The organism is Romboutsia faecis, from assembly GCF_014323405.1.
GTDB classification, from domain to species: Bacteria; Bacillota; Clostridia; order Peptostreptococcales; family Peptostreptococcaceae; genus Romboutsia_E; species Romboutsia_E faecis.
The window spans coordinates 202,034-224,977 of sequence record NZ_JACRWE010000002.1; the positions used below are offsets into that span (position 1 = coordinate 202,034).

The following is a 22,944-nucleotide window of genomic DNA, read 5'->3' on the forward strand; positions in this document are numbered from 1 at the left end:
TGATTAAATGGATAAGGTTTTTTTTATAGGTATTGTAATTGGTTTAATTTCTAGGTTAATAATGTTAAATTTAGACCAAAAGCAATATCCAACACATCCTAACGTATTAGTATCTCAAATGGTACTAGCTTTCGTAGCATCATCATTAGGAGCTCTTTTAGTACCTGCTCTGATAGAACGATCATATACATCTATAACATTTTTATCATTGGCAGCAGAGCAATTTAGACAAGTTAGAGAAAATAGAAGAAATACGCTTCAAAATTTAGAAGATTCACAGCTAGTTAAAAGGGGTAATTCTTTTATAGAGGAGATAGCTAGGACTTATGAAGTTAGAAATTATATGTGCATAGTAACATCGTTTCTTACTGTAGGGATGTATTATTTAATTGTATCAGAATTTAAATTAAGTAGTAATATAAGCATAGCTATAAGTACATTGTCTGGACTAATACTAGCTTTCATACTTAGAAAAATGTTGAAAAGAAAAAGTATAGGAGATATCGCAGATGTATCAGTTGTTGAGATTGCTTTTGTTGATGACGTAGTGATGAAAGTTGGAGATTTAAGTGGAATAACCAATGTAGGTCTTAAAAAGGATAGAGAAAGATTTATTTCAAAAGGAGTAGGTATAGAAATAATACCAAAGGACAATAGTTATACTAATGCATCTATACTTTATGATTTAGGCCAAAGACAAGCTATAGCTTATAATCTTTATTCAAGATTAGGTGTATATAGAGAGGGTAATGAACCAGCTTTTGTACCAGTACCAAGACGATACCCTAAAAATGAAAGTATTATGATAGCGTTTGTACCTATGGAGAAAGATATAGATAAAGTAGTAGAGGCAGTTAAATCATGTCCTATTCTTTCTAGTTCAAAAGGAAGATACTTGTCATTAAAAAATTACAAAATAGATAAGAAAGGAAGTGCATAAAAATGGGAAATAATATAGGTTTAAATGAATACACCTTAGCAGTAATAACAACTGATAAAAATATGAGTCCTGTTGGAGGTTGCCCTATATTTTATGCAGATGATGATAAAGACTTACAAAATAAGGCATTATTAATGTCTAAATGTGTATCAGGTATGGTTCATCAAATAGCGAAAGGAACTCTAATAATAGTTAAGCACTAAATTTAAAAGGTACCTGTAGGTACCTTTTTTGGCTAAATATCAACGAATATAAGTGACGAAATTTGTATTTTATTGACTATTTAAATTAACATATGGTATTATAAAATGATGTATTTATAAAGAAAAGTGGTGATTTCAAGATGGAAGTAAATGTAAAAAAAAGTAATAATGTTATAAGTAAAGTGTACAAAGGAAGTATAGCGGATGAAATTGGTATTGAAGTTGGAGACTTACTTATAAGTATAAATGATCAAGAAATACATGATATAATAGAATATAAATTTTTAATGAGTGATGAATATATAGAATTAGAAATACAAAAGATAAATGGTCAAATTTATGTATATGAAATAGAAAAAGAGTATGATGATGACCTAGGGATTGAATTTACGAACCCAATTATTGATAAAGCTAAAAGTTGCAGAAATAAATGTGTATTCTGCTTTATAGATCAACTTCCAGAAGGTATGAGAGAAACTCTTTACTTTAAAGATGATGACTCAAGGCTTTCTTTCTTACAAGGCAACTTTGTAACTCTAACTAATATGAGTGAAGAAGATATAAATAATATAATTAAATATAGAATAAGTCCTATAAATATTTCTGTACATACAACTAATCCAGAATTAAGACAGAAAATGATAAAAAACAAGTTTGCAGGTAAATTATATGAGATAATGAAGAGACTTGCTGAGGCAGGAATACAGATGAACTGTCAAATAGTTTTATGCCCTGGATATAATGATAAAGAAGAATTAACTAGAACTATTTCTGATTTAGAAACTTTATATCCTTATGTAAATAGTGCGGCAATAGTACCTGTAGGTATAACTAAGCATAGAGGTCATCTTCCAGACTTAGAGATATTTAATGAAAAGACTGCAGGTGAGACTATTGATCAGGTTCATGAATTACAAAGACATTATTTGGATAAAATAGGAACAAGATTTGCCTTTTTATCAGATGAATTTTATATAATTGCTAACAGAGAATTATTAAAATACGATGAGTATGAAGGATTTATTCAGTTTGAAAATGGAGTAGGTATGATAAGTAAACTAGAAAGAGAAATTCAAGATTATTTAGAAGAAGTACCACAAGATAAGATTACTAGAAAGAAAAAAGTTTCTATAGCAACGGGTCATTCTGCTTATGAATTTATAAAAGATATGTCAGAGTTAGTTATGAAGAAATTTAATAATGTAGAAATTAATGTTTATAAAATAATAAATAACTTCTTTGGAGAAACAATAACTGTTTCTGGTCTTATAACTGCAACAGATATAATAGATCAGTTAAAGGAAAAAGACTTAGGAGAAACTTTATATATACCAAGAGCAATGTTAAAAGCAGATGAAGAAATATTCCTTGATAATATAACTTTAGAAGGTATACAAAAACAAATGAATATAGAAGTTATTCCGTGTGAAAATAACGGAAAGGACTTTATAGATAAGATTTTAAAATAAGGAAGGAGATTATTATGAGTGATAATAGACCGATAGTTGCAGTAGTTGGTAGACCAAATGTTGGTAAATCAACGCTGTTTAATAAATTAGCAGGAAAAAGAATATCTATAGTAGAAGATACTCCAGGAGTAACAAGAGATAGAATATTCACAGAGGTAGAGTGGTTAAATACATACTTTACATTAGTAGATACAGGAGGTATAGAGCCAGATAATGGAGATGTAATACTATCTCAAATGAGAAATCAAGCAATGCTTGCAATGGATATGGCTCATGTTATTCTTTTTGTAGTTGATGGAAAGTCAGGAATAACAGCTGCTGATAAAGAGGTAGCTACAATGCTTAGAAAAACTAAGAAACCAGTTATCTTAGTTGTTAATAAAATAGATAGTCAAAAACAATTTGATAATGTATATGATTTCTATGAATTAGGGCTTGGAAACTTACATGCAATATCAAGTGCCAATGGAATGGGACTTGGTGATTTATTAGATGAAGTAGTTGAGAATTTCCCTAAAGGATTAAATACTGAGTATAGCGAAGATATAATAAGAGTAGCTATAACTGGTAAGCCTAATGCAGGAAAGAGTTCTATATTAAACAATATATTAGGTGAAGATAGAGTTATAGTAAGTCCGATAGCTGGAACTACTAGAGATGCTGTAGATACATATTTCGAAAAAGATGGACAACAATTCCTTCTTATAGATACAGCAGGTTTAAGAAGAAAAAGCAAAATATATGAAACTGTAGAAAAGTATAGTGTAATAAGATCTATGAGTGCAGTAGATAGAGCTGACGTAGTATTAATAGTAATAGATGCACAAGAAGGAATTACTGAACAAGATACAAAGGTTGCAGGTATAGCTCATGATGAAGGTAAGGCATGTATATTTGTAGTTAACAAATGGGATTTAATAGAAAAAGATAATAAAACATTAGGTAACTACACAAAAGAAATAAAAGAAAAATTCCCATTCATGATGTATGCACCAGTACTATTTGTTTCTGCTAAAACTAATCAAAGAATGAACAAAATTTTAGAAACAGTGGAATATGTAGCAAGTGAACATGCTAAGAGAATATCTACTTCAGCATTAAATGATGTTATCGGTGAGGCAGTAATGTTAAATCAGCCACCATCAGATAAAGGTAAGAGGTTAAAAATTTATTATGCTTCTCAAACAGATATAAAACCACCTAAAATTACATTATTTATAAATGATAAACAACTTACTCACTTCTCATACCAAAGATATCTTGAAAATAAAATTAGAGAGAACTTTGGATTTGAAGGAACTTCTGTTAGATTTGAATATAGAGAGAAAAATAGAAGATAATAATTTTCCCAGGGGGTAAATATGATTAGCTATATTATTTTAATTATAATTGCTTATCTTTTAGGTAATATATCAACATCTACTATAGTAGCAAAAAGAATGTATAATGTTGATATAAGAACTCAAGGTTCTGGAAATCCAGGGTCTACAAATGTATTAAGAACGCTTGGAAAAAAAGCAGGTGCTATAACTTTTGCAGGAGATTTACTAAAAGGATTAGTAGCAGTATTAATAGCTAGAATGATAGCTAGATTTACAGGCGTAGACGAAACTACAGCTGCATATTTAGCAGTAGTAGCAGTAGTAGCAGGTCATAACTGGCCAGTATTCTTAGGATTTAAAGGTGGAAAAGGAGTAGCAACATCACTAGGTGCTATGATAGGTATGAATCCAGTTATTGCACTAACTTGTTTTGGTATATTTTTAGTTATAGTTTTTATTACTAAGTATGTATCATTAGGTTCAGTTGTTGGGATTGCATCATCTCCTTTATTTATGATAGCTACAAGTAATAAAAAAGGAATTTTAGTTACATTATTTCTAACAGCATCAGCAATATACACTCATAGAGAAAATATAAAAAGACTGTTAAATGGAACTGAAAGAAAAATTGGTCAAAAAAATAAATAAATTAAGTGTATCCTAGGTGGTGTTTTTATGAAAAAAATATGTGTATTAGGAGCTGGAAGTTGGGGAAGTGCATTAGCCTTAAGCCTTGCTAAAAAAGGCTATAATGTGATGATGTGGACTTTAAGCCAAGAACAAGCAGATAAAATAAATACAACAAAAGAAAATATAGATTATTTACCAGGAGTATTATTCCCAAATAATATAGAGCTAACTACAAATATAGAAGAAGCAGTTAGGGATAGTAGACTAATAATATTAGCAGTACCATCACAGGCTATAAGAAGTGTTTGCAAACAAATAAAAGAATTTGTTAAACCAAATCAAATACTAGTAGATGTAGCTAAAGGGTTAGAAAAAGGAACTGGATTTAGACTTTCTCAAGTTTGTGGGGAAGAATTACCAGAAAATCCTTATGTAGTTTTATCTGGTCCATCTCATGCAGAAGAGGTTGCTAAAGATATACCAACAACATTAGTTGTAGGATCAGAAGATTTAGAAATTGCTCAAGAAGTCCAAGATATATTTATGAGTCCTAAGCTTAGAGTATATACAAACCCTGATGTAATAGGAGTTGAGCTTGGAGGCGCACTTAAAAATATAATTGCATTTGGAGCTGGTATATGTGATGGATTAGGTTATGGTGACAACACAAAGGCAGCTCTTATGACTAGAGGAATAAGAGAAATAGCAAGGCTAGGAACAGCTTTAGGTGCTGATGCTAATACATTCTCAGGGCTTTCGGGTATAGGTGATTTAATAGTTACTTGTACAAGTATGCATAGTAGAAATAGAAGAGCAGGTATTTTAATAGGTCAAGGGAAAAGTCTTGATGAAACTTTAAAAGAAGTGAAAATGGTAGTTGAAGGAATAACAGCTACGGAAGTTGCTTATGAGGTTTCTAAAAAGATGAATATAGATATGCCTATAACTAGTGCTATATACTCAGTACTACATGATGGAAAAAATGCAAATGAAGTTGTAGTTAATCTTATGATGAGAAGTAAAAAGCATGAAATAGAAGAAATAGTAGATGATAAGCTAGGATTTTAATCCTAGCTTTTTTATATCTAAGAAAATATAATAAGTAGGTATGTTATGAAAAGATAGATTATATGGAGGCTAGTCTATAAGCTATTTTAGAATGAATTTTTTGATTATATTATGTCTTAACACGAGTAAAATATTTATTTTTGGTATATTAACTTTTACCTCAAAATATAATTTATTAAGAAATTATATGCAGGAGGGGAAATAGATGAATAACATATACGAAGACATAGCAAAAAGAACTCAAGGTGACATTTATATAGGTGTGGTAGGGCCAGTTAGAACAGGAAAATCTACATTTATAAGAAAGTTTATGGAGAAACTTGTGTTACCTAATATAGACAATGAGTTTAAAAGAGAGAGAACACAAGATGAAATACCACAAAGTGGTTCTGGTAAAACAATAATGACAGTTGAACCAAAATTTGTTCCAGCAGATGGTGTTGAAATAAAAATAAAGGATAATGTATCTTTAAAAGTCAGAATGGTCGACTGTGTAGGGTACATAGTTGAAGGGGCTCTTGGACATGAAGAAGATGGAAAACAAAGATTAGTATCTACACCATGGTCACAAGAAGCTATGACATTTGAAAAAGCTGCAGAAATAGGAACTAAAAAAGTTATAAGAGATCATTCAACAATAGGTATTGTAGTTATAACAGATGGGTCTGTAACTGGAATGGATAGAAAAAGCTATGTCGCACCAGAAGAAAGAGTAATAAATGAGTTAAAATCACTTAAAAAACCATTTGCAGTTATTTTAAACACAGTAAATCCAGATAGTGAAGAAACTGCACTACTTAGAGCTGAATTAGAAGAAAAATATGATGTACCTATAGTTCCTGTGAATGTTGTAGATATGGAAGAAGAAGATATTGAGAATGTAATGGAAACAGTATTATACGACTTCCCATTAACAGAAATAAGAATAAACTTACCACAATGGGTAGAAGGTTTAGAAATGAATCACTGGATTAAAAATAATATTATATTTACATTAAAACAAAGTATAGCAGAAATAGGTAAGATAAGGGATGTTAATAAGATTGTAGAAGGTTTTTCAGATTTAGACTTTTTACAAGATACAGAGGTTGACAATGTAGAATTAGGTGAAGGTGTTATTACTATAGATCTAAGTACAAAACAAGAATTATTCTACAACATATTAGAAGAAAAGAGTGGGTTTAAAATTGATGGAGATTATCAATTATTAAATCTAGTAACAAGATTATCTAAGGTGAAAAGTGAGTATGATAAAATAGAAAGTGCTTTATATGACGCTAAGACAAAAGGTTATGGTGTAGTAGCACCATCACTAGACGAGTTAAGTTTAGAGGAACCTGAAATAATTAAACAAGGAAAACAATATGGTGTGAAATTAAGAGCAAATGCACCATCTCTTCATATAATAAAAGCGGACATATCTACTGAAGTTTCACCTATAGTAGGAAATCAAAATCAAGGGGAAGAAATGGTTAAATATTTACTAGATGAGTTTGAACAAAATCCAAGTGAAATTTGGGAATCTAATATGTTTGGCAAATCATTGAATGATCTAGTTAAAGAACAATTACAAAGTAAATTGTATACAATGCCTGAAGAAATAAGAGTTAAGATTCAAAAAACTTTACAAAAAATAATAAATGAGGGAAGTATGAATATAATTACTATTCTATTATAGTGATTACGTAAATTGATATATACTTTTTGTATTCAAGAAGTATAAAAACTTCTTTTAGAAATAAAAATAGTTCTTAATTTTTTAAGAACTATTTTTATTTGCAAAACTTATGGTTAAAGAGTGGAGTATTAGATACAATTCAATTAAAATAAAAATTTAGAAAATAAAAGGAGGAATGTAATGAGGGCAATTATAACTGTAATAGGCAAAGATAAGGTTGGGATTGTAGCGGGAATTAGTGCAGAATTATTAGATCATGACATTAATATTATTGATATTAGTCAAACAATAATGGAAGAATTTTTTACTATGATTTTAATGGTGGATTTGTCAAAATCTAAGAAGTCTTTTGAGGAAATAAAAAATGGTTTAATATTAAGAGGGAGTAGCTTAGGTGTTGATGTTAAAATCCAAAGAGAAGAGATATTTAATTCAATGCATACATTATAGTAGGGGGGAAAAATGAATATAAATAATATATTAGAAACAATACGAATGATAGAGGAAGAAAAATTAGATATAAGAACTATTACTATGGGCATATCGTTAATAGATTGTATTGATTCAGATGGAGATAGATGTAGAGAAAAAATATATAACAAGATAGTAAGTTCTGCTAAAGATCTTGTAAAGGTAGGAAGGGAGATAGAAAATGAATTTGGAATTCCTATTGTAAACAAAAGAGTATCAGTAACACAAATATCTATAATAGCAGGTGCCACTAATGAAGATGATTATATAAAGTTTGCACAAACTCTAGATAAAGCAGCTCAAGATTTAGAAATTGATTTTATCGGGGGATTTTCAGCATTAGTACAAAAAGGATGCACAAAAGGGGATAAAATATTGATAAAGTCTATACCTAAGGCCTTAGCTTTAACTGAAAAAGTATGTGCATCAGTTAATGTAGGTTCAACAAAGTGTGGAATTAATATGGATGTAATAAAAGAAATGGGAGATATAATAAAAGAAACTGCAGAGCTGACTAAAGAGTCAAATGGATTTGGATGTGCTAAGTTAGTAGTATTTTGTAATGCAGTAGAAGATAATCCATTTATGGCAGGTGCATTTCATGGTATAGGTGAAGAAGATAAGGTTATTAATGTGGGAGTCAGTGGACCCGGTGTAGTACAGAGAGCTTTAGAAAAGGTAAAAGGTCAACCTTTTGATGTAGTAGCAGATACTATAAAGAATACTGCATTTAAGGTTACTAGAATGGGGCAGCTAGTCGGGTATGAATCTTCTAAGAGGCTTGGAGTTCCATTTGGTATAGTTGACTTATCATTAGCACCAACTCCTACGGTAGGCGATTCTGTTGCTGATATATTAGAAGAAATGGGATTAGAAGTTGTAGGTACTCATGGTACTACGGCTGCATTAGCATTATTAAATGATGCTGTTAAAAAAGGTGGAGTTATGGCTTGTTCAAGGGTAGGAGGATTAAGTGGAGCATTTATCCCTGTATCTGAAGATGCAGGGATGATAAATTCCGTAATAAAAGGAGCCTTAAATTTAGAAAAGTTAGAGGCTATGACAGCTGTATGTTCTGTTGGATTAGATATGATAGCTGTAAGTGGAGATACATCTTCAGAAACTATAAGTGCAATGATAGCGGATGAGGCTGCTATAGGTATGATAAATAATAAAACAACAGCGGTTAGGATAATTCCAGCGCCTGGTTGTAACGTTGGAGATATGGTTGAATTTGGAGGATTATTAGGAAGAGCTCCTGTTATGGAAGTTAATAAATATTCTTCTGAATTATTTATAAAAAGAGGTGGGAAGATACCTGCACCAATTCATTCTTTCAAAAACTAACAAAAAGCTCCTTTTATGGGGCTTTTTATAATTAAAAGAAAAATAACATAATTAACTAATTTTTAAAATTAAAATTTAAACAATAAATATATGTATAAATAAAAGGGAAATTAGCGCCTGTAGAGAAGTAATATAAAAGGTTTCAATATATAGGAGGTGAAATATTGAAGAAAATAAGATACTCTAATTTATTTATTTTAGGGATATTTATCTACATAATATTTTACGCTATATCGTCAATTATTGGGAAAAATATACATACTAAAGTACTAGAAAATGAAATGACAGATATGAAAATAAGCAGAAAATGTCTTATTGTAAGAGATGAATATTTATTAAAATCAGATATAAATGGAGAAGTAAAACTATTAGTTGATGAAGGCGAAAGAGTAACAAAGTTACAAGAGGTTGCCAATGTATATAATAATGTAGACCGCAATATTGATGCTAATATAAGTAGCTTAGATGAGGAAATAGAAAAATTAAAAAATGGGGAAGTTAACTTATCTAAAAAAGAAATAAGTGATTTTAATGAAAAAATAGAATCTGTATTTAATGAAATACAGGTAGATTTATTAATAAGTGATTATAGTAATATTAAAGAATATAAAGAAACCTTAGACAATTATTTAAAGGATAAAAATAAATTATTAAATAATGATATTGATAGTGTTAAATTAACTTCTAAAGAAGAACAAAAAAGAATTTTAGAAAAACAAAGGTCAAGTAACGTTGCAACGTATTCTTCTAAAATGGCGGGAATAATTTCATTTAAATTTGATGGAAATGAAGAAAAATATAATTTTACTAATTTAAATGAAATAACTAAATCAGATATTGAAAAAGAAGATAATAAATACCAAGATGTAAGTAGTAATTTAAAAGAAGTGAAAGATGGCAGCGTGTTATTAAGGATTATTAATAATTATGATGCTTATATAGTTACTTACATAAGTGAAGATGAATCTAAAAACTTTGAAATAAATCAGTCTATAAAACTAGATAGTGGTGATAATGAAATAGAAGCAACTGTATATGAAGTTTATCAGGAAGATGATAATTTTATAGCAATATTTAAAATAAATAATCAAAATATGGGAATTTATGATACAAGAGTGAAAGAATTTGATATAATATATAAGCAAATAGAAGGTTTAAAAATACCTAAAAGTTCTATTAAAACAGTCGATAATAAAGAAGGTGTATATGTAATAAATGAAGAAAATAAAACACCTACGTTTGTTGAACTAAAAGGAATTGAATATGAAGATGATAGTTTTAAATATATAAACTATTATAAAAATAATATTGATGGAATTGATACTGTTGACTTGTATGATAAAATTATTTTAAAACCTAATATTATAAATACAAAACTGAGAATAGAGTAGGTGATAATATGGAATTTATTAAAGAAAATATACAAGTTATAAATGATAATATAGAAAGAGCAGCATTAAACTCAGGTAGAAAAAAAGAAGATATTACCTTATTAGGAGTTACAAAAACTGTAGACACAGATGCAATTTTAGAGGCTATAAACTTTGGTATTACAGATATTGGTGAGAATAAACCTCAAGAGTTAGCTAGAAAATACGATGTTATTGGAGACAAAGTAAGATGGCATTTAATTGGAACATTGCAGACAAATAAAGTAAAGTATATAATAGATAAGGTATCAATGATACATTCTTTAGATAGAGAAGCACTTTGTGAAGAAATACAAAAGCGTGCAGAAAAAATAGATAAAACTATAGATTGTTTGGTTCAAGTAAATATCTCTAAAGAAGAAAGCAAACATGGATTAGATATAGAGAATGTTGTTGAATTTATAAAAAATACATCAGAAAAGTATAAAAATATTAATATAAAAGGTCTTATGACTATGGCACCTTTTTCAGCAGATGAAAATGAGATAAGAAATGTATTTAAAGGGCTTAAAGATTTATCTTTAGAAATAAAAAACCTTAATATAAAAGATGTATCTATGGATGTATTATCTATGGGAATGAGCAATGATTATGAGATTGCTATAGAAGAAGGCTCAACTATTGTTAGAGTTGGGACATCTATATTTGGAAAAAGAAATTATTAATATTTAAGAATAATAAATTGAGGAGGATTATAAATATGGGCGATGGATTAATTTCTAAAATAAAGGATTGGGTAACTAGTCCAGATGAAGAATATGAAGATGATTACATGGAAGATGAAGTTGATGAATTAGTAGGAGAAATAGAGGATGAAGATGATATAACTGCAGGATTCGATTCAATAAATGCTTCTAAAAGTAATAAAATAGTTAGTTTACATACAGTAAGTCAAATGAAAGTTGTAATAGTAGAGCCTAAGAAATATGAAGATGTTACAACAATCGCAGATCATTTAAAACAAAGAAGAGCATTAGTAGTTAACTTAGATAGTGTAGAAAAAAATGAAGATAAAAAAGCTATATTCAACTTTATGAATGGAGCTGTATATGTCTTAGAAGGAAATATACAAAAAATAACTAAGTCAATATTTATACTAGCACCAAGCAATGTTGATATTGATTCTTCAGTAAAAAAGGAATTAGAGAGTAGAACAACATTCCCTTGGCAAAAATAAATGATAAAGGAGTTTTAGGAACATGGGTATAATAGGAGTAGCACTATATAGGCTATTAGATTTACTGATATTTGTAATATTTGTACAATGTATAATGACTTGGATTCCTGGAGCAACACAAACAAAATTATATGATATACTTTCGGCAATAACAGACCCTATAGAAGAGCCGATTAGATCTGTTTTATATAGATATATAAATTCACCACTTGATTTTACACCAATAATAGCTTTTTTCATAATAAGATTAGCACAAAGAGCTGTTTTTATAATTTTCTAGCAAGATGGACAAGTTAAAACTTACTAATCACTTAAAAGATATAGACCTAAAAAATAAGATGTTTAAAATAATCGATAAAGCAAATAGCTGCATGAAAAACTATGATGTTAAATATAGCGATTTTCTTAATCCGTATGAAGTTAAAAATGCTATAGATATATTAAATTCTAATAAGGATATAAAATATACTGTAGATGGAGGATATGATGAAGCAGAAAGAAGCATCATATTTATGTATCCTTTTTATATGGAGTATGAAGATATAGAAAATACTATTAGGTTCATTCAGATAGAAGGTAATTTTAAATTTAAGAGTATCTCTCATAAAGATTATTTAGGTTCTCTTATGAATTTAGGTATAAAAAGGGAAAAAGTTGGAGACATAATTATACATGAGAATTTTTGTCAAGTAATAGTTAGTTCAGATATATGTGATTTTATAATTATGAATTTAGAAAAAGTATCTAGAAATAATGTAAGGGTTAAAGAGATTTCTAAAAAAGAAATTATATATAATCCACCTAATTATAAAGATATATCTTTTACTATAACTTCAAGTAGGCTAGACTGTGTTATAAGTGGCCTTTATAATATATCTAGGCAAGAAAGTATGAAGTTTATTAATGGAGAAAAAGTTCAAGTAAATTATGAAAAAATAACATCTCCATCTAGAGAAATAAAGGATGAAGCTCTAATTTCAGTAAGAGGAAAAGGACGAGCTAAAATTATCAATATTGGTGAATTAACTAAGAAGGGTAAGATAAAGATACAAGCAAAGTTAATAGTATAGGAGGGGAATATATGCTAACTCCAATTGATATAGAAAATAAGGATTTTAAAAAAGCTTTAAGAGGATACAAAGAAGATGATGTTGATGAATTTTTAGATATGGTTAAAGAAGATTTTGAAACATTATATAGAGAAAACTTAGATCTTAAAGAAAAATTAAACTTATATCAGGAACAAGTAAGCAGATATAAAAGTATAGAAGAAACATTAAACGCAACTTTAATTACAGCACAAAGTACAGCTGAAGACACATGTGCAGCTGCAAATAAAAAAGCTAAAATAATAGTTGAAGAAGCAGATCTAAAAGCAAGACAAATAATAGAACAAGGAAATAATCGTGTTATAGAAATAAGAAAAGAACATGATTCTTTAGTTAAAGAGTTCAAAGTATTTAGAAATAAATTCAAATCTCTTTTAGAAGATGAAATTAGAAGTATTGATGAAATATTCTCTAATGTAGATGAAAATTGTAATGAACCTTTTAATAATACTATGATTTACAATTTAGAAAATCATAATGATGAAGAAAAAGAGATAGCTACGACAATTGATTAATAAATTAAATAATCAGAATATAAAACATTGACTATTTTATAGACTTATTATATAATTTTTTAATATAAAATCAATTTTAATGAAAGTTAATAATTATCTAAAAGCAATGATAGAGAGAGTAAATTTTCGGAAATTTTACAGAGAGTTGGGTTAGCTGAGAGCCAATGAATAGATGGAAATTGAAAATCACTCTTAAGCTGCAGGCTGAACGATAGAAATATTTATTAAGCTGTGCCGGTTAGTGCCGTTAAACTATTTAGAGTGCTATATATAAATTAAGTTTATTTATATATAGAATTAGGGTGGTAACGCGATAATAACTCGTCCCTTTTATAGGGGACGGGTTTTTTTATTGTATTTTGTTTTAGGATACAGTTTTTAGATAACAATGTTAAATAGTAAAATTAATATAATCATTTTTAGAAAGGGTGATAATATGACAAAGTTTAAGTCATTAGTAGACAGTTCTGTAAAAGATGCAGAAGCAAAAGTCTCTGAGTATTGGAAAGATATAAACATACTTGAAAGAACACTAGAAAAAGGTGAAAATGATCCAAGCTTCGTATTCTATGAAGGTCCTCCAACAGCAAATGGAAACCCAGGAATACATCATGTTGTAGCTAGAACATTAAAAGACTGGGTATGTAGATATAAAACAATGAGTGGATACCAAGTAAAAAGAAAAGCTGGTTGGGATACTCATGGTTTACCAGTTGAAATACAAGTAGAGAAAGAATTAGGTCTTTCTGATAAACAAGAAATAGAAAATTACGGTATAGCTAATTTCAACCAAAAATGTAGAGAGTCAGTTTTTACATATGAAAAGCAATGGAGAAACATGACTGAAAGAATGGCTTATGAAACAGATTTAGATAATCCATATATAACTTTAGATAATAACTATATAGAATCTGTATGGTGGATATTAGATAAATTTAATAAAGAAGACTATATCTATGAAGGACATAAAATACTTCCTTACTGCCCAAGATGTGGAACAGGTCTTGCTTCACATGAGGTTGCACAAGGATATAAAGAAATAAAGAATAATACTGTAATAGCTAAGTTCAAGAGAAAAGATGCTGATGAATTCTTCTTAGCATGGACAACTACTCCTTGGACATTACCATCAAACGTTGCATTAACAGTAGGCCCAGAAGTTGACTATGTTAAAGTTAAGCAAAATGATGAAGTATACTATGTAGCTAAAGCTTTAGCTAATAAGGTATTAGGAGAAGAGTATGAAGTATTAGAAGAAATGAAAGGTAAAGATTTAGAACATATAGAATATGAACAACTAATGCCTTTCGTTGAAACTGACAAAAAAGCATTCTTTGTTACATTAGGAGATTACGTAACAACTGAAGATGGTACAGGTATAGTTCATACTGCACCAGCGTTCGGTGAAGACGACTACAACTTAGGTAGAAAATATAACTTACCAGTTCTTCAACCAGTTGATGAAACAGGTAAATTCACAACTACTCCATGGGAAGGTAAATTCGTTATGGAAGATGGAGTAGACGTTGAAATAATAAAATGGTTAGCTCATGAAAATAAATTATTCTCTAAAGAAAAGGTAGCTCATAACTACCCACACTGTTGGAGATGTCAAACTCCACTTCTATACTATGCTAAGCCAAGCTGGTATATAGAAATGACAAGACTTAAGGATCAATTAATAGAAAATAATAACTCTGTTGATTGGTATCCAAAGTTTGTTGGAGAAGGTAGATTTGGTAATTGGTTAGAAAACTTAAATGACTGGGCTATATCAAGAAGTAGATACTGGGGTACTCCACTTAACATATGGAAATGTGAATGTGGACACAAGCAGTCTGTAGGTTCAAGAGCTGAACTTGCTGAAAAAGCAATAGAAGATGTAAATCCAGAAACAGTAGAACTTCATAGACCATACGTTGATGATATACATTTAAAATGTGATTGTTGTGGAGAGCCTATGACAAGAGTAACTGATGTTATAGACTGTTGGTTCGATAGTGGATCTATGCCATTTGCTCAACATCACTATCCATTTGAAAATAAAGAAAACTTTGATCAATTATTCCCAGCAGATTACATCTGTGAAGGTATAGATCAAACTAGAGGATGGTTCTACTCATTACTTGCTATATCTACATTTGTAACAGGTAAAGCACCATACAAGAAAGTTCTAGTTAACGACCTAGTTCTTGATAAAGATGGAAAGAAAATGAGTAAATCAAGAGGAAATACTGTAAATCCATTTGAATTATTTGATAAGTATGGAGCAGATGCATTAAGATGGTACTTACTATATGTATCTCCACCATGGACTCCAATCAGATTTGATGAAGATGGATTAAAAGAAGTTCAAAGTAAGTTCTTAGGAACTATGAAAAATGTATATAACTTCTTTACATTATATGCAAATACAGATGATATAAATCCAACTGACTTCTTTGTTGAGTACAAAGACAGACCAGAATTAGATAGATGGATATTATCTAAGTTCAACAACTTAAAGAAAGAAACTGAAGAAAACTTAGAAATATTCGAAGTAAATAAAACTATAAGAAGAATACAAGCATTCATCAATGATGATTTATCTAACTGGTATATAAGACGTTCTAGAAGAAGATTCTGGGCGACTGAATTAACAGAAGATAAGAAAGCTGTATATAACACAACTTATGAAATATTAACAGAACTTTGTAGATTAATAGCTCCATTTGCTCCATATATGTCTGAAGAAATGTATAGAAACTTAACTAATGAAGAATCTGTTCATTTAGCTAGCTACCCAAGAGCAGATGTAAGTTTAATAGATGCTAAATTAGAAGAGAAAATGGATTTAGCTAAAAACTTAGTTACATTAGGTAGAGCATCAAGAGAAGCAGCAAGAATAAAAGTACGTCAACCAATACAAGAAGTATATGTAGACGGAAAATACGAAGCTATACTTAGTGATATAGTTGACTTAATAAAAGAAGAACTTAATGTTAAGAAAGTTGTATTTGCTAAAGATTTAGGCGAATTTATGAACTTTAGCTTAAAGCCAAACTTCAAAGTATTAGGTCCAATATTAGGAGCTAAGATGAAATTCTTTGCTGGTGCATTAAATAAATTAAATGCAGGTGAAGTAGTTCCTAAGTTAGAAGCTGGAGAAAGCTTAACTGTTGATATAGATGGAGAAGAATTTGAGTTTAATAAGGATCATGTCTTAATAAATATATCAGCTAAGGAAGGATTTAATGTAGTTATGGAAAATAACTTATTCGTTATACTTGATACTACATTAACTCAAGAATTAATAGAAGAAGGATTCGCTAGAGAGTTCATATCTAAAGTACAACAATTAAGAAAATCTAGTAACTTTGATGTATTAGATAACATAGTTATAGAATTCTGTTCAGATGATGAGATAGCAGCGGCTGTTGAAAAATTTGAAGATTATATTAAATCAGAAACTTTAGCTCTTGAAATAGAAAGAGTTGATGATAAAAACTTAGAACAATGCAACTTAAATGATCATATGACTGGAATAAAAGTTATAAGAAAATAGATGATATAAGAAAAAGGTTGATTCTTAGGCTAGAGCACGAGCTCTAACTGGAATCAACCTTTTTCTTATATCCGTATTTTTTTATGATTAATGTAGAGAGAAAAAGAAAATTAAATCTAAATTATACAGATGGAAGTAAGATGAATTTGAGGGTTTAAATATAGTATATGGAAAAGTATTGAAATAAAGTATTATTTGTATTATTATATATAATACAAATAATACTTTATTTGGTTTTGAAAATTAATAATTAGGAAGTGAGGTGGATTGAGTGATTATTAATTTGAATTTTGAGAGCGAAGTACCTATTTATTTGCAACTTAGAAATGAGATTGTTATAGGTATTGGGAAAGGTGAGCTTATTCATGGTGAGGGAATCCCGACGGTTAGACAGATGGCTGAGGATTTGGGTATTAATCCTATGACTGTTAATAAGGCTTATGGACTTTTAAAAAGAGAAGGTTTTATTACTATAGATAGAAGACATGGTGCTAAAGTTAATTTGCTTTCTGGTGATAAGTTGGAGTTTAAGGAAAGATTAGAGGAGGACTTGAATTTGGTGATTTCTGAAGCTAGCATCAAAGGTGTTGAAAAGGCAGAGTTTATGGAAATATGTGATAGGATATTTAGCATGATGAAAAGTATATCAATTGAAGATAAGTAGGGGGAAGAATATAAATGATGAATTTTATTTTAATACCAGCAGTTGTTATGATTTCAACTGTGGTTTATTTTACAATGAAGGGGGCTGCTAAGCCTAGAAGGAATATTTTATTTGGTATTACATTGCCTAAGGAAGCTTTAGAAGATGAAAGAGTTTTAAAAATAATTGGCGAGTATAAATGGAGTGTTAATATATGTGTTTTAGGTAGTGTATTGACTGGATTACCTATATTGTTCATAGATAAAACTGCTATCAATATGGTATACCTTATAGTATGGGGGTTGATTACATCAGAGTGGTTAGTTAAGCAACCATATAAGCATGTGAATAGAAGACTTAAAAAAATAAAAGAAGAAAATGAGTGGTTTATAGGTGAAAAAAGAGTTGTAAGCATGGATACTAAGGTAAGCAAGTTGAAGAATAAAATGCCTATACCAGATAAGTATATGCTTATACCAATAGGTATATCTTTGATTCCGCTTACTATGTCTTTTGTAAAATATGATACAGATTTAAAATATGCAAATGTTGTAGCTATTATATTGGTAGGAGTATTAGTATTCTTATACCTTGTAGGTTTTAAAGATAGTAATAAGCTTAAATTAAAAGTATATAGCAATAACAGTGAGATTAATTACATATTGAATAAAGAAGAAAAATATTTAAATTCTATAGTATGGTTTATAACATCTCTAACTGCTAGTATAGTTTTTTTATTTACTTTTTCCTTAGTGTATGAAGTCATAAATGTAAGTTATTATTTTATATCTTTTATAGCTATATTAGCTTCTATAATCTCATTTATAGGATTTGTATATAAAGATAATAGAATTAAAAGCTTAGAAGATGAATTGCTTAGAATGGATAGTGAAATTATATATACGGATGATGATGACTATTGGATAGATGGATATAAATATTATAATGAAAATGATTTTAATTCAAAAGTGAGTCCTAGGTTTGGATTTAATGCATATACATATAATTTAGCTACAAAAAAAGGTAAAATTTTATATTATATGCCTATTATAATATGCGCAGTAATAATTATACCATTATGCTTTAATTTACTAGAGATGGATTTTTCTGATCATAAAATTACTATATCAAAAGAAAATAATAGTATTGGCATTGATTACCCATATTATGATTATGAAGTTAGTGTTGGTGAAATAGAAGAGGTAAGTTTAGTAGAAGAAGTTAATTTTAAAATAAGAACTAATGGAATAAGTACAGATGAATATAGCAGAGGCAGTTTCAAGTCTGTACAATATGGAAAATGCAAAGCATATATTTACAATGAAAGTAAGCCATATATAGTTGTTAAGTTAAAAAATACTTATCTTATATACAATGAAAGAACTAAAGATGAAACTATGAAAGTATATAATGAATTAAAAAGTTTAGTAGATTAATTATTAAAATTTTATTTAATAATAATACAAAATAATTTTATAGATATATATAAAGGTAAAATAGAAATATAAAAGTTTAAAGCATCTATAAATTTAATTACAAGTTTATAGATGCTTTAAACTTTATCTGTAATGTGAATTTTATATCCACTTACTAACTAAAAAGTTTGCTATTTTTTCATATGGTAATTTTTCTGTTTTTAATATACTTTGAACTACTAGCCCGTCAACTATTGAAATAAGTAAGAATGAAAAAGCTTCAGACTCATCTATACTTTCAGATAAATTTTTATATATTTCATCTTGTAAAGTAGTTCTCCACTGAATATATTTTACTTTTATTCTTTCTCTTAAAGAATCATTTCCAGTTAAAGCTTCACAAAGTAAATACATATGAATTCTTCCAGTAGATCCTATCGTAGCAATTTTTCTAAGTATTAGATTTATAAGTTCATCTTTAGAAGAATTTTTTTCTATATTTTTAACACATTCTAAGACAGCGGCGGTAATTATATTTAGGTGAATATCTGCAATATCAAATATTAAATCATCTTTAGATGAATAATGATAATATAAAGTACCTTTACTTATACCAGCAGCTTTTGATATGTCAGAAAGACTAGTATTTTTAATTCCGTTATGTGTAATTAGATTTATAGCAATATCTAAAATATGTTCTTTCATATTACTGTTTGGCTTCATAAAATTAACCTTTCTATGTATTTAAAACATTAAACTAAATTATATTATAAAGTATATATAATTTTAAAGTCAACAAAACTAGTAATGTAATATTACAAGTGTTGACAACTTCTCAAAAGGTATATACAATAGAAATAAATAATCGGTCGACCGACTGACTGATTATATATTATTAATATTAACATAAATTTAGAAAAATAACACAAGAATTTAAATAAATAATTAAGTGAGGTAAATAAAATGAATAAGATAAAGTTATTAGTTGATGGTGGATGTGATTTACCTAAGAAAATTTTAGAAAAATACAATATAGAACTAGTAGGACTAAATGTAAGTTTTAATGGAGAGAGTTATATAACTGGAGAAGAAATAGATAATGAAACTTTTTATAAAAAAATGAGTGAGAATAAGGAATTACCTAAAACTTCATGTCCATCTCCAGATAGATTTTTAGAAGCGTACAAAGGTGATGAAGATATATTAATAATAACTGTAAGCTCAGCACTATCAGGAACATATAGTAGTGCAAAGCTTGCAAAAGATATGTATGAAGATGAAAATAATAATAAAAAAATCGAAGTTTTAGATAGTATGAGTGGTTCAATAGGTCAGGGCTTATTAGCGATAAAGGCAGCAGAATTAATTGATGAAGGAAAAACTTTAGATGAGATAGTATCAATTCTTGAAAATTTAAAGAATTATGTTGTATTCTATGGAACATTAGAAACTTTAGAAAATGCTATTAAAGGTGGAAGAATAAATCCATTAGCAGGAAAGCTTATAAATGCACTAAACTTTAAGGCTATAATACAAGTTACTGAGGGTGTTGTAAAGCCCATAGATAAAGCAAGAGGCATAAATAATAGTTTAAAAAAGGTTTTAGAGTATGTAGAATCTAACATAAAAAATACTGAAGAGAAAACTTTAATTATAGCTCATGCTCATTGTGAAGAGAAGGCATTAAAAATAAAAGAAAGCTTAGAAACAAAATATAAATTCAAAGACATAATAATAGCTGAAATAGGACCTGTAATGGGAACATATACATCTCAAGGGGCTATATTAGTAAGCTCATTATAATAAGATTATAAGGCATATACAAATAATGATTTAATATAATTTAAATTAGCTTTGTATATGCTTTTTATATGAAGATATATAGATTAAATCTATAAAAAATAATTAATATAGATTTAATCTATATTGCTTTACTTGTTTTTTTTATTGAGTATATAATGTAGTGTAAAATAAAAGTTAGGAGGATAAGATGACAATTAAAAAGATAAAAAGCATAATTTTAGCGACAACTATGGTATTAGGATTATTATCACTATCAGGATGTTCTAAAAAAGAAGAAGCAAAAGACGTAGAATTAAAAACTATTTCAACAAAAGATCTAAAAGCAAAACTAGAAGATGATTCATGGGTAATTGTAGATACTAGGATTAATGATGCTTACAATGGATGGAAATTAGACGGAGTTTCTAGAGGTGGACATATATCAGGAGCTGTAGATTTCTCTGCAAACTGGTTAAATGTTGATAATAAAAATAAAGAAGAAATATTAGATGAAGCATTAAAAACTAAAGGTATTAATAAAGATAAAAATATAGTTTTATATGATTCAAATGAAAAGGATTCAAAATCAGTTGGAAGTTATCTATCACAAAAAGGTTATACAAATATCTATACTTATAATGTAAAAGAATGGGCAAAAGATGAATCTTTAGCTATGGAATCATATGAAAATTATGATAGATTAGTTCCAGCGGAAATTGTAAAGGAAGTAGTAGATGGAAAAACTCCTGAAACTTTTGAAGGATCTAAAAATATAAAGATCATTGAAGCTAGTTGGGGAGAAGAAAGTGAAGCATATTCTAAAGGACATGTTCCAACTAGTGTTCATATTAATACAGATACAGTAGAGCCACCACCAAATTGGATGTTAGCAAGTGATGAAGAGTTAGCTAAATTCGCACTAGATTATGGATTTACTAAAGATGATACAATTATAGTTACAGGTCCTGATGTTATGGCATCATACAGAGTTGCAGTTATACTTCGTTACATAGGGGTAAATGATGTAAGGGTACTTAATGGTGGAAATAATGCATGGGTAGCAGCTGGATATGAATTAGAAACAACAAGTAATGCACCTGTTGCAGGAACTGATTTTGGAGGAAAAATACCAGGAAATCCGGATCTAATAGTTACTATACCAGAACTTAAAGAAGAGCTAAAAAGTGATGATTCAGTTTTAGTAGATAATCGTAGTTGGGAAGAATATATAGGAGAAGTATCTGGATATAGTTATCATGATAAAAAAGGTCGTATACCGGGAGCTGTATATGGATATGCAGGTACAACATCAACGACATTGGAAGACTATCGTAATATAGACAATACAATGAGAAATTCAGATGAAATAAAAGATTTATGGGATAAAGCTGGAATAGATATAAATAAGAAGTTAATATTTATGTGTGGTAGTGGATGGAGAGCTGCAGAAGTACTAACATATGCTAATGTTATGGGATATGATAATTCAGCGTTATATAGTGATGGTTGGATAGGATGGAGCAATAATGCTTCAAATCCTGTTGAAACTGGCGATCCTGCTAAATAGGATGAACAATCATGAATAATATAATAAAAAAAATATTATATACACTAACTGTTATACTTCAATTAGCAACAATTGTGGGAGTATTTGTAGTTCAATATTTAACAAATAAAAAAGCTGGTATAATGCACCATGTTTATTATAGAAAATATCAATTTGAAAACAGTATATTTTCGCATGAAAATTTATTAATTCAAAAAAACATTGCTATAGTAATTACAATCATATTTTTTGTGATTTTTATTTATGTATTGAAAAAGAATAAAAATATTTTTTATAAAATACAAGCAGGTTTAACATTTATCAGTAGTTTTCTAATTTATATATCTATGAGTAGTAGATATTTTATTGAAAAATTAGCTTACCATTATTTTATAATGGCATTTGTATTAGTATTTATAATGCAATTTATAGTATTTGTTATAATATCTATTTATAATAAAAATCTAAAAAAATAATTACTTGTATTAATCATCCTCTTGACATTTTTTCTAGGAAATCATATTATTAAATAAAAATAATATAATTAATCCTATGAAAAGAATTAGTAGGTAAATAAAGTTTCAATACAGAGAGTAAAGAAGGGTGAGAACTTTACAAGAAAAGTTTAGTGAATGGATCTTTGAGGAATTAGGTT

The 22,944-nt window shown here is 28.6% G+C and carries 22 protein-coding genes and 2 other annotated features (1 of these 24 running past the window's edge); of the genes, 21 read left to right on the plus strand and 1 reads right to left on the minus strand.

Translation table 11 applies throughout. From position 1 onward, the window contains the following. The first annotated feature begins 7 nt into the window (after nucleotides 1-7). From H8923_RS04285 to H8923_RS04370, 18 genes are all read left to right on the plus strand, one after another. Nucleotides 8-940, plus strand: a complete 933-nt coding sequence (locus H8923_RS04285) for a YIEGIA family protein (protein WP_153923969.1) — start codon at nucleotides 8-10, stop codon at nucleotides 938-940. Between the two features lie 2 nt (nucleotides 941-942). Continuing rightward, complete coding sequence (locus H8923_RS04290) at nucleotides 943-1,143, plus strand: capping complex subunit for YIEGIA (RefSeq protein ID WP_153923971.1); 201 nt, start codon at nucleotides 943-945, stop codon at nucleotides 1,141-1,143. A 140-nt stretch (nucleotides 1,144-1,283) separates the two neighbouring features. Beyond that, a complete protein-coding gene (locus H8923_RS04295) occupies nucleotides 1,284-2,612 on the plus strand; it encodes a DUF512 domain-containing protein (RefSeq protein WP_153923973.1) in 1,329 nt (442 codons plus the stop codon). Nucleotides 2,613-2,626: 14 nt separating this feature from the next. Further along, nucleotides 2,627-3,952 (plus strand): ribosome biogenesis GTPase Der, encoded by a 1,326-nt coding sequence (der, locus tag H8923_RS04300; RefSeq protein ID WP_153923975.1) that lies wholly within the window; start codon nucleotides 2,627-2,629, stop codon nucleotides 3,950-3,952. 21 nt (nucleotides 3,953-3,973) lie between these two features. Continuing rightward, nucleotides 3,974-4,582, plus strand: a complete 609-nt coding sequence (gene plsY, locus H8923_RS04305; protein WP_153923977.1) for a glycerol-3-phosphate 1-O-acyltransferase PlsY — start codon at nucleotides 3,974-3,976, stop codon at nucleotides 4,580-4,582. Between the two features lie 27 nt (nucleotides 4,583-4,609). Then, on the plus strand, nucleotides 4,610-5,632 hold the full coding sequence (locus H8923_RS04310; protein WP_153923979.1) for an NAD(P)H-dependent glycerol-3-phosphate dehydrogenase: 1,023 nt from the start codon (nucleotides 4,610-4,612) through the stop codon (nucleotides 5,630-5,632). A 205-nt stretch (nucleotides 5,633-5,837) separates the two neighbouring features. After that, a complete protein-coding gene (gene spoIVA, locus H8923_RS04315; RefSeq protein ID WP_153923981.1) occupies nucleotides 5,838-7,310 on the plus strand; it encodes a stage IV sporulation protein A in 1,473 nt (490 codons plus the stop codon). A gap of 180 nt (nucleotides 7,311-7,490) precedes the next feature. Next, nucleotides 7,491-7,760: an ACT domain-containing protein gene (locus H8923_RS04320; RefSeq protein ID WP_153923982.1), complete on the plus strand. Its 270-nt coding sequence runs from the start codon at nucleotides 7,491-7,493 to the stop codon at nucleotides 7,758-7,760. Between the two features lie 12 nt (nucleotides 7,761-7,772). Next, a complete protein-coding gene (locus H8923_RS04325; protein ID WP_153923984.1) occupies nucleotides 7,773-9,128 on the plus strand; it encodes a PFL family protein in 1,356 nt (451 codons plus the stop codon). Nucleotides 9,129-9,292: 164 nt separating this feature from the next. After that, nucleotides 9,293-10,519 carry an HlyD family efflux transporter periplasmic adaptor subunit gene (locus H8923_RS04330; RefSeq protein WP_153923986.1) on the plus strand — a complete coding sequence of 409 codons (1,227 nt, stop codon included), beginning with the start codon at nucleotides 9,293-9,295 and terminating at the stop codon, nucleotides 10,517-10,519. An 8-nt stretch (nucleotides 10,520-10,527) separates the two neighbouring features. Continuing rightward, nucleotides 10,528-11,223, plus strand: coding sequence for a YggS family pyridoxal phosphate-dependent enzyme (locus tag H8923_RS04335; RefSeq protein WP_153923988.1), 696 nt, complete (start codon nucleotides 10,528-10,530; stop codon nucleotides 11,221-11,223). A 35-nt stretch (nucleotides 11,224-11,258) separates the two neighbouring features. Then, nucleotides 11,259-11,735, plus strand: a complete 477-nt coding sequence (locus tag H8923_RS04340; protein WP_147541867.1) for a cell division protein SepF — start codon at nucleotides 11,259-11,261, stop codon at nucleotides 11,733-11,735. A gap of 22 nt (nucleotides 11,736-11,757) precedes the next feature. Further along, complete coding sequence (locus tag H8923_RS04345) at nucleotides 11,758-12,015, plus strand: YggT family protein (protein WP_153923990.1); 258 nt, start codon at nucleotides 11,758-11,760, stop codon at nucleotides 12,013-12,015. A gap of 4 nt (nucleotides 12,016-12,019) precedes the next feature. Further along, nucleotides 12,020-12,805 carry a YlmH family RNA-binding protein gene (locus H8923_RS04350; RefSeq protein WP_153923993.1) on the plus strand — a complete coding sequence of 262 codons (786 nt, stop codon included), beginning with the start codon at nucleotides 12,020-12,022 and terminating at the stop codon, nucleotides 12,803-12,805. Nucleotides 12,806-12,816: 11 nt separating this feature from the next. Continuing rightward, entirely contained in the window at nucleotides 12,817-13,359 is a 543-nt protein-coding gene (locus H8923_RS04355; RefSeq protein WP_153923995.1) for a DivIVA domain-containing protein, read from the plus strand. Nucleotides 13,360-13,456: 97 nt separating this feature from the next. Further along, nucleotides 13,457-13,691, plus strand: a binding site (T-box leader). Nucleotides 13,692-13,795: 104 nt separating this feature from the next. Further along, nucleotides 13,796-16,903, plus strand: coding sequence for an isoleucine--tRNA ligase (ileS, locus tag H8923_RS04360; RefSeq protein ID WP_153923997.1), 3,108 nt, complete (start codon nucleotides 13,796-13,798; stop codon nucleotides 16,901-16,903). Between the two features lie 271 nt (nucleotides 16,904-17,174). Further along, entirely contained in the window at nucleotides 17,175-17,567 is a 393-nt protein-coding gene (locus H8923_RS04365) for a GntR family transcriptional regulator (protein ID WP_187127843.1), read from the plus strand. Nucleotides 17,568-17,581: 14 nt separating this feature from the next. Then, the gene (locus tag H8923_RS04370; protein WP_153923999.1) at nucleotides 17,582-18,982 is read left to right on the plus strand and encodes a PH domain-containing protein; all 1,401 of its coding nucleotides are present in this window, start codon (nucleotides 17,582-17,584) and stop codon (nucleotides 18,980-18,982) included. A gap of 141 nt (nucleotides 18,983-19,123) precedes the next feature. Here H8923_RS04370 and H8923_RS04375 read toward each other — a convergent pair whose 3' ends face one another. Continuing rightward, nucleotides 19,124-19,684: a TetR/AcrR family transcriptional regulator gene (locus tag H8923_RS04375; protein ID WP_153924001.1), complete on the minus strand. Its 561-nt coding sequence runs from the start codon at nucleotides 19,682-19,684 to the stop codon at nucleotides 19,124-19,126. A 240-nt stretch (nucleotides 19,685-19,924) separates the two neighbouring features. Between H8923_RS04375 and H8923_RS04380 the strand changes: the two genes are divergently transcribed. From H8923_RS04380 to H8923_RS04390, 3 genes are all read left to right on the plus strand, one after another. Further along, on the plus strand, nucleotides 19,925-20,764 hold the full coding sequence (locus H8923_RS04380) for a DegV family protein (protein ID WP_153924003.1): 840 nt from the start codon (nucleotides 19,925-19,927) through the stop codon (nucleotides 20,762-20,764). A 187-nt stretch (nucleotides 20,765-20,951) separates the two neighbouring features. After that, nucleotides 20,952-22,310, plus strand: coding sequence for a rhodanese-like domain-containing protein (locus tag H8923_RS04385; protein WP_330596609.1), 1,359 nt, complete (start codon nucleotides 20,952-20,954; stop codon nucleotides 22,308-22,310). 11 nt (nucleotides 22,311-22,321) lie between these two features. Continuing rightward, nucleotides 22,322-22,765 (plus strand): hypothetical protein, encoded by a 444-nt coding sequence (locus tag H8923_RS04390; protein WP_153924005.1) that lies wholly within the window; start codon nucleotides 22,322-22,324, stop codon nucleotides 22,763-22,765. A 67-nt stretch (nucleotides 22,766-22,832) separates the two neighbouring features. After that, nucleotides 22,833-22,944: a binding site (T-box leader), on the plus strand; it runs 129 nt beyond the window's last position.

Bases quoted from the DNA above. Each gene is read 5' to 3' on its own strand.
- H8923_RS04340 (WP_147541867.1), top strand. From the start codon at position 11,259: ATGGGCGATGGATTAATTTCTAAAATAAAGGATTGGGTAACTAGTCCA.
- H8923_RS04320 (WP_153923982.1), top strand. From the start codon at position 7,491: ATGAGGGCAATTATAACTGTAATAGGCAAAGATAAGGTTGGGATTGTA.
- H8923_RS04375 (WP_153924001.1), bottom strand. From the start codon at position 19,684: ATGAAGCCAAACAGTAATATGAAAGAACATATTTTAGATATTGCTATA.
- H8923_RS04310 (WP_153923979.1), top strand. From the start codon at position 4,610: ATGAAAAAAATATGTGTATTAGGAGCTGGAAGTTGGGGAAGTGCATTA.
- H8923_RS04290 (WP_153923971.1), top strand. From the start codon at position 943: ATGGGAAATAATATAGGTTTAAATGAATACACCTTAGCAGTAATAACA.
- H8923_RS04380 (WP_153924003.1), top strand. From the start codon at position 19,925: ATGAATAAGATAAAGTTATTAGTTGATGGTGGATGTGATTTACCTAAG.
- plsY (WP_153923977.1), top strand. From the start codon at position 3,974: ATGATTAGCTATATTATTTTAATTATAATTGCTTATCTTTTAGGTAAT.
- H8923_RS04345 (WP_153923990.1), top strand. From the start codon at position 11,758: ATGGGTATAATAGGAGTAGCACTATATAGGCTATTAGATTTACTGATA.
- H8923_RS04335 (WP_153923988.1), top strand. From the start codon at position 10,528: ATGGAATTTATTAAAGAAAATATACAAGTTATAAATGATAATATAGAA.
- H8923_RS04295 (WP_153923973.1), top strand. From the start codon at position 1,284: ATGGAAGTAAATGTAAAAAAAAGTAATAATGTTATAAGTAAAGTGTAC.
- H8923_RS04355 (WP_153923995.1), top strand. From the start codon at position 12,817: ATGCTAACTCCAATTGATATAGAAAATAAGGATTTTAAAAAAGCTTTA.
- H8923_RS04390 (WP_153924005.1), top strand. From the start codon at position 22,322: ATGAATAATATAATAAAAAAAATATTATATACACTAACTGTTATACTT.
- H8923_RS04370 (WP_153923999.1), top strand. From the start codon at position 17,582: ATGATGAATTTTATTTTAATACCAGCAGTTGTTATGATTTCAACTGTG.
- der (WP_153923975.1), top strand. From the start codon at position 2,627: ATGAGTGATAATAGACCGATAGTTGCAGTAGTTGGTAGACCAAATGTT.
- H8923_RS04325 (WP_153923984.1), top strand. From the start codon at position 7,773: ATGAATATAAATAATATATTAGAAACAATACGAATGATAGAGGAAGAA.
- H8923_RS04350 (WP_153923993.1), top strand. From the start codon at position 12,020: ATGGACAAGTTAAAACTTACTAATCACTTAAAAGATATAGACCTAAAA.
- H8923_RS04385 (WP_330596609.1), top strand. From the start codon at position 20,952: ATGACAATTAAAAAGATAAAAAGCATAATTTTAGCGACAACTATGGTA.
- H8923_RS04285 (WP_153923969.1), top strand. From the start codon at position 8: ATGGATAAGGTTTTTTTTATAGGTATTGTAATTGGTTTAATTTCTAGG.
- spoIVA (WP_153923981.1), top strand. From the start codon at position 5,838: ATGAATAACATATACGAAGACATAGCAAAAAGAACTCAAGGTGACATT.
- ileS (WP_153923997.1), top strand. From the start codon at position 13,796: ATGACAAAGTTTAAGTCATTAGTAGACAGTTCTGTAAAAGATGCAGAA.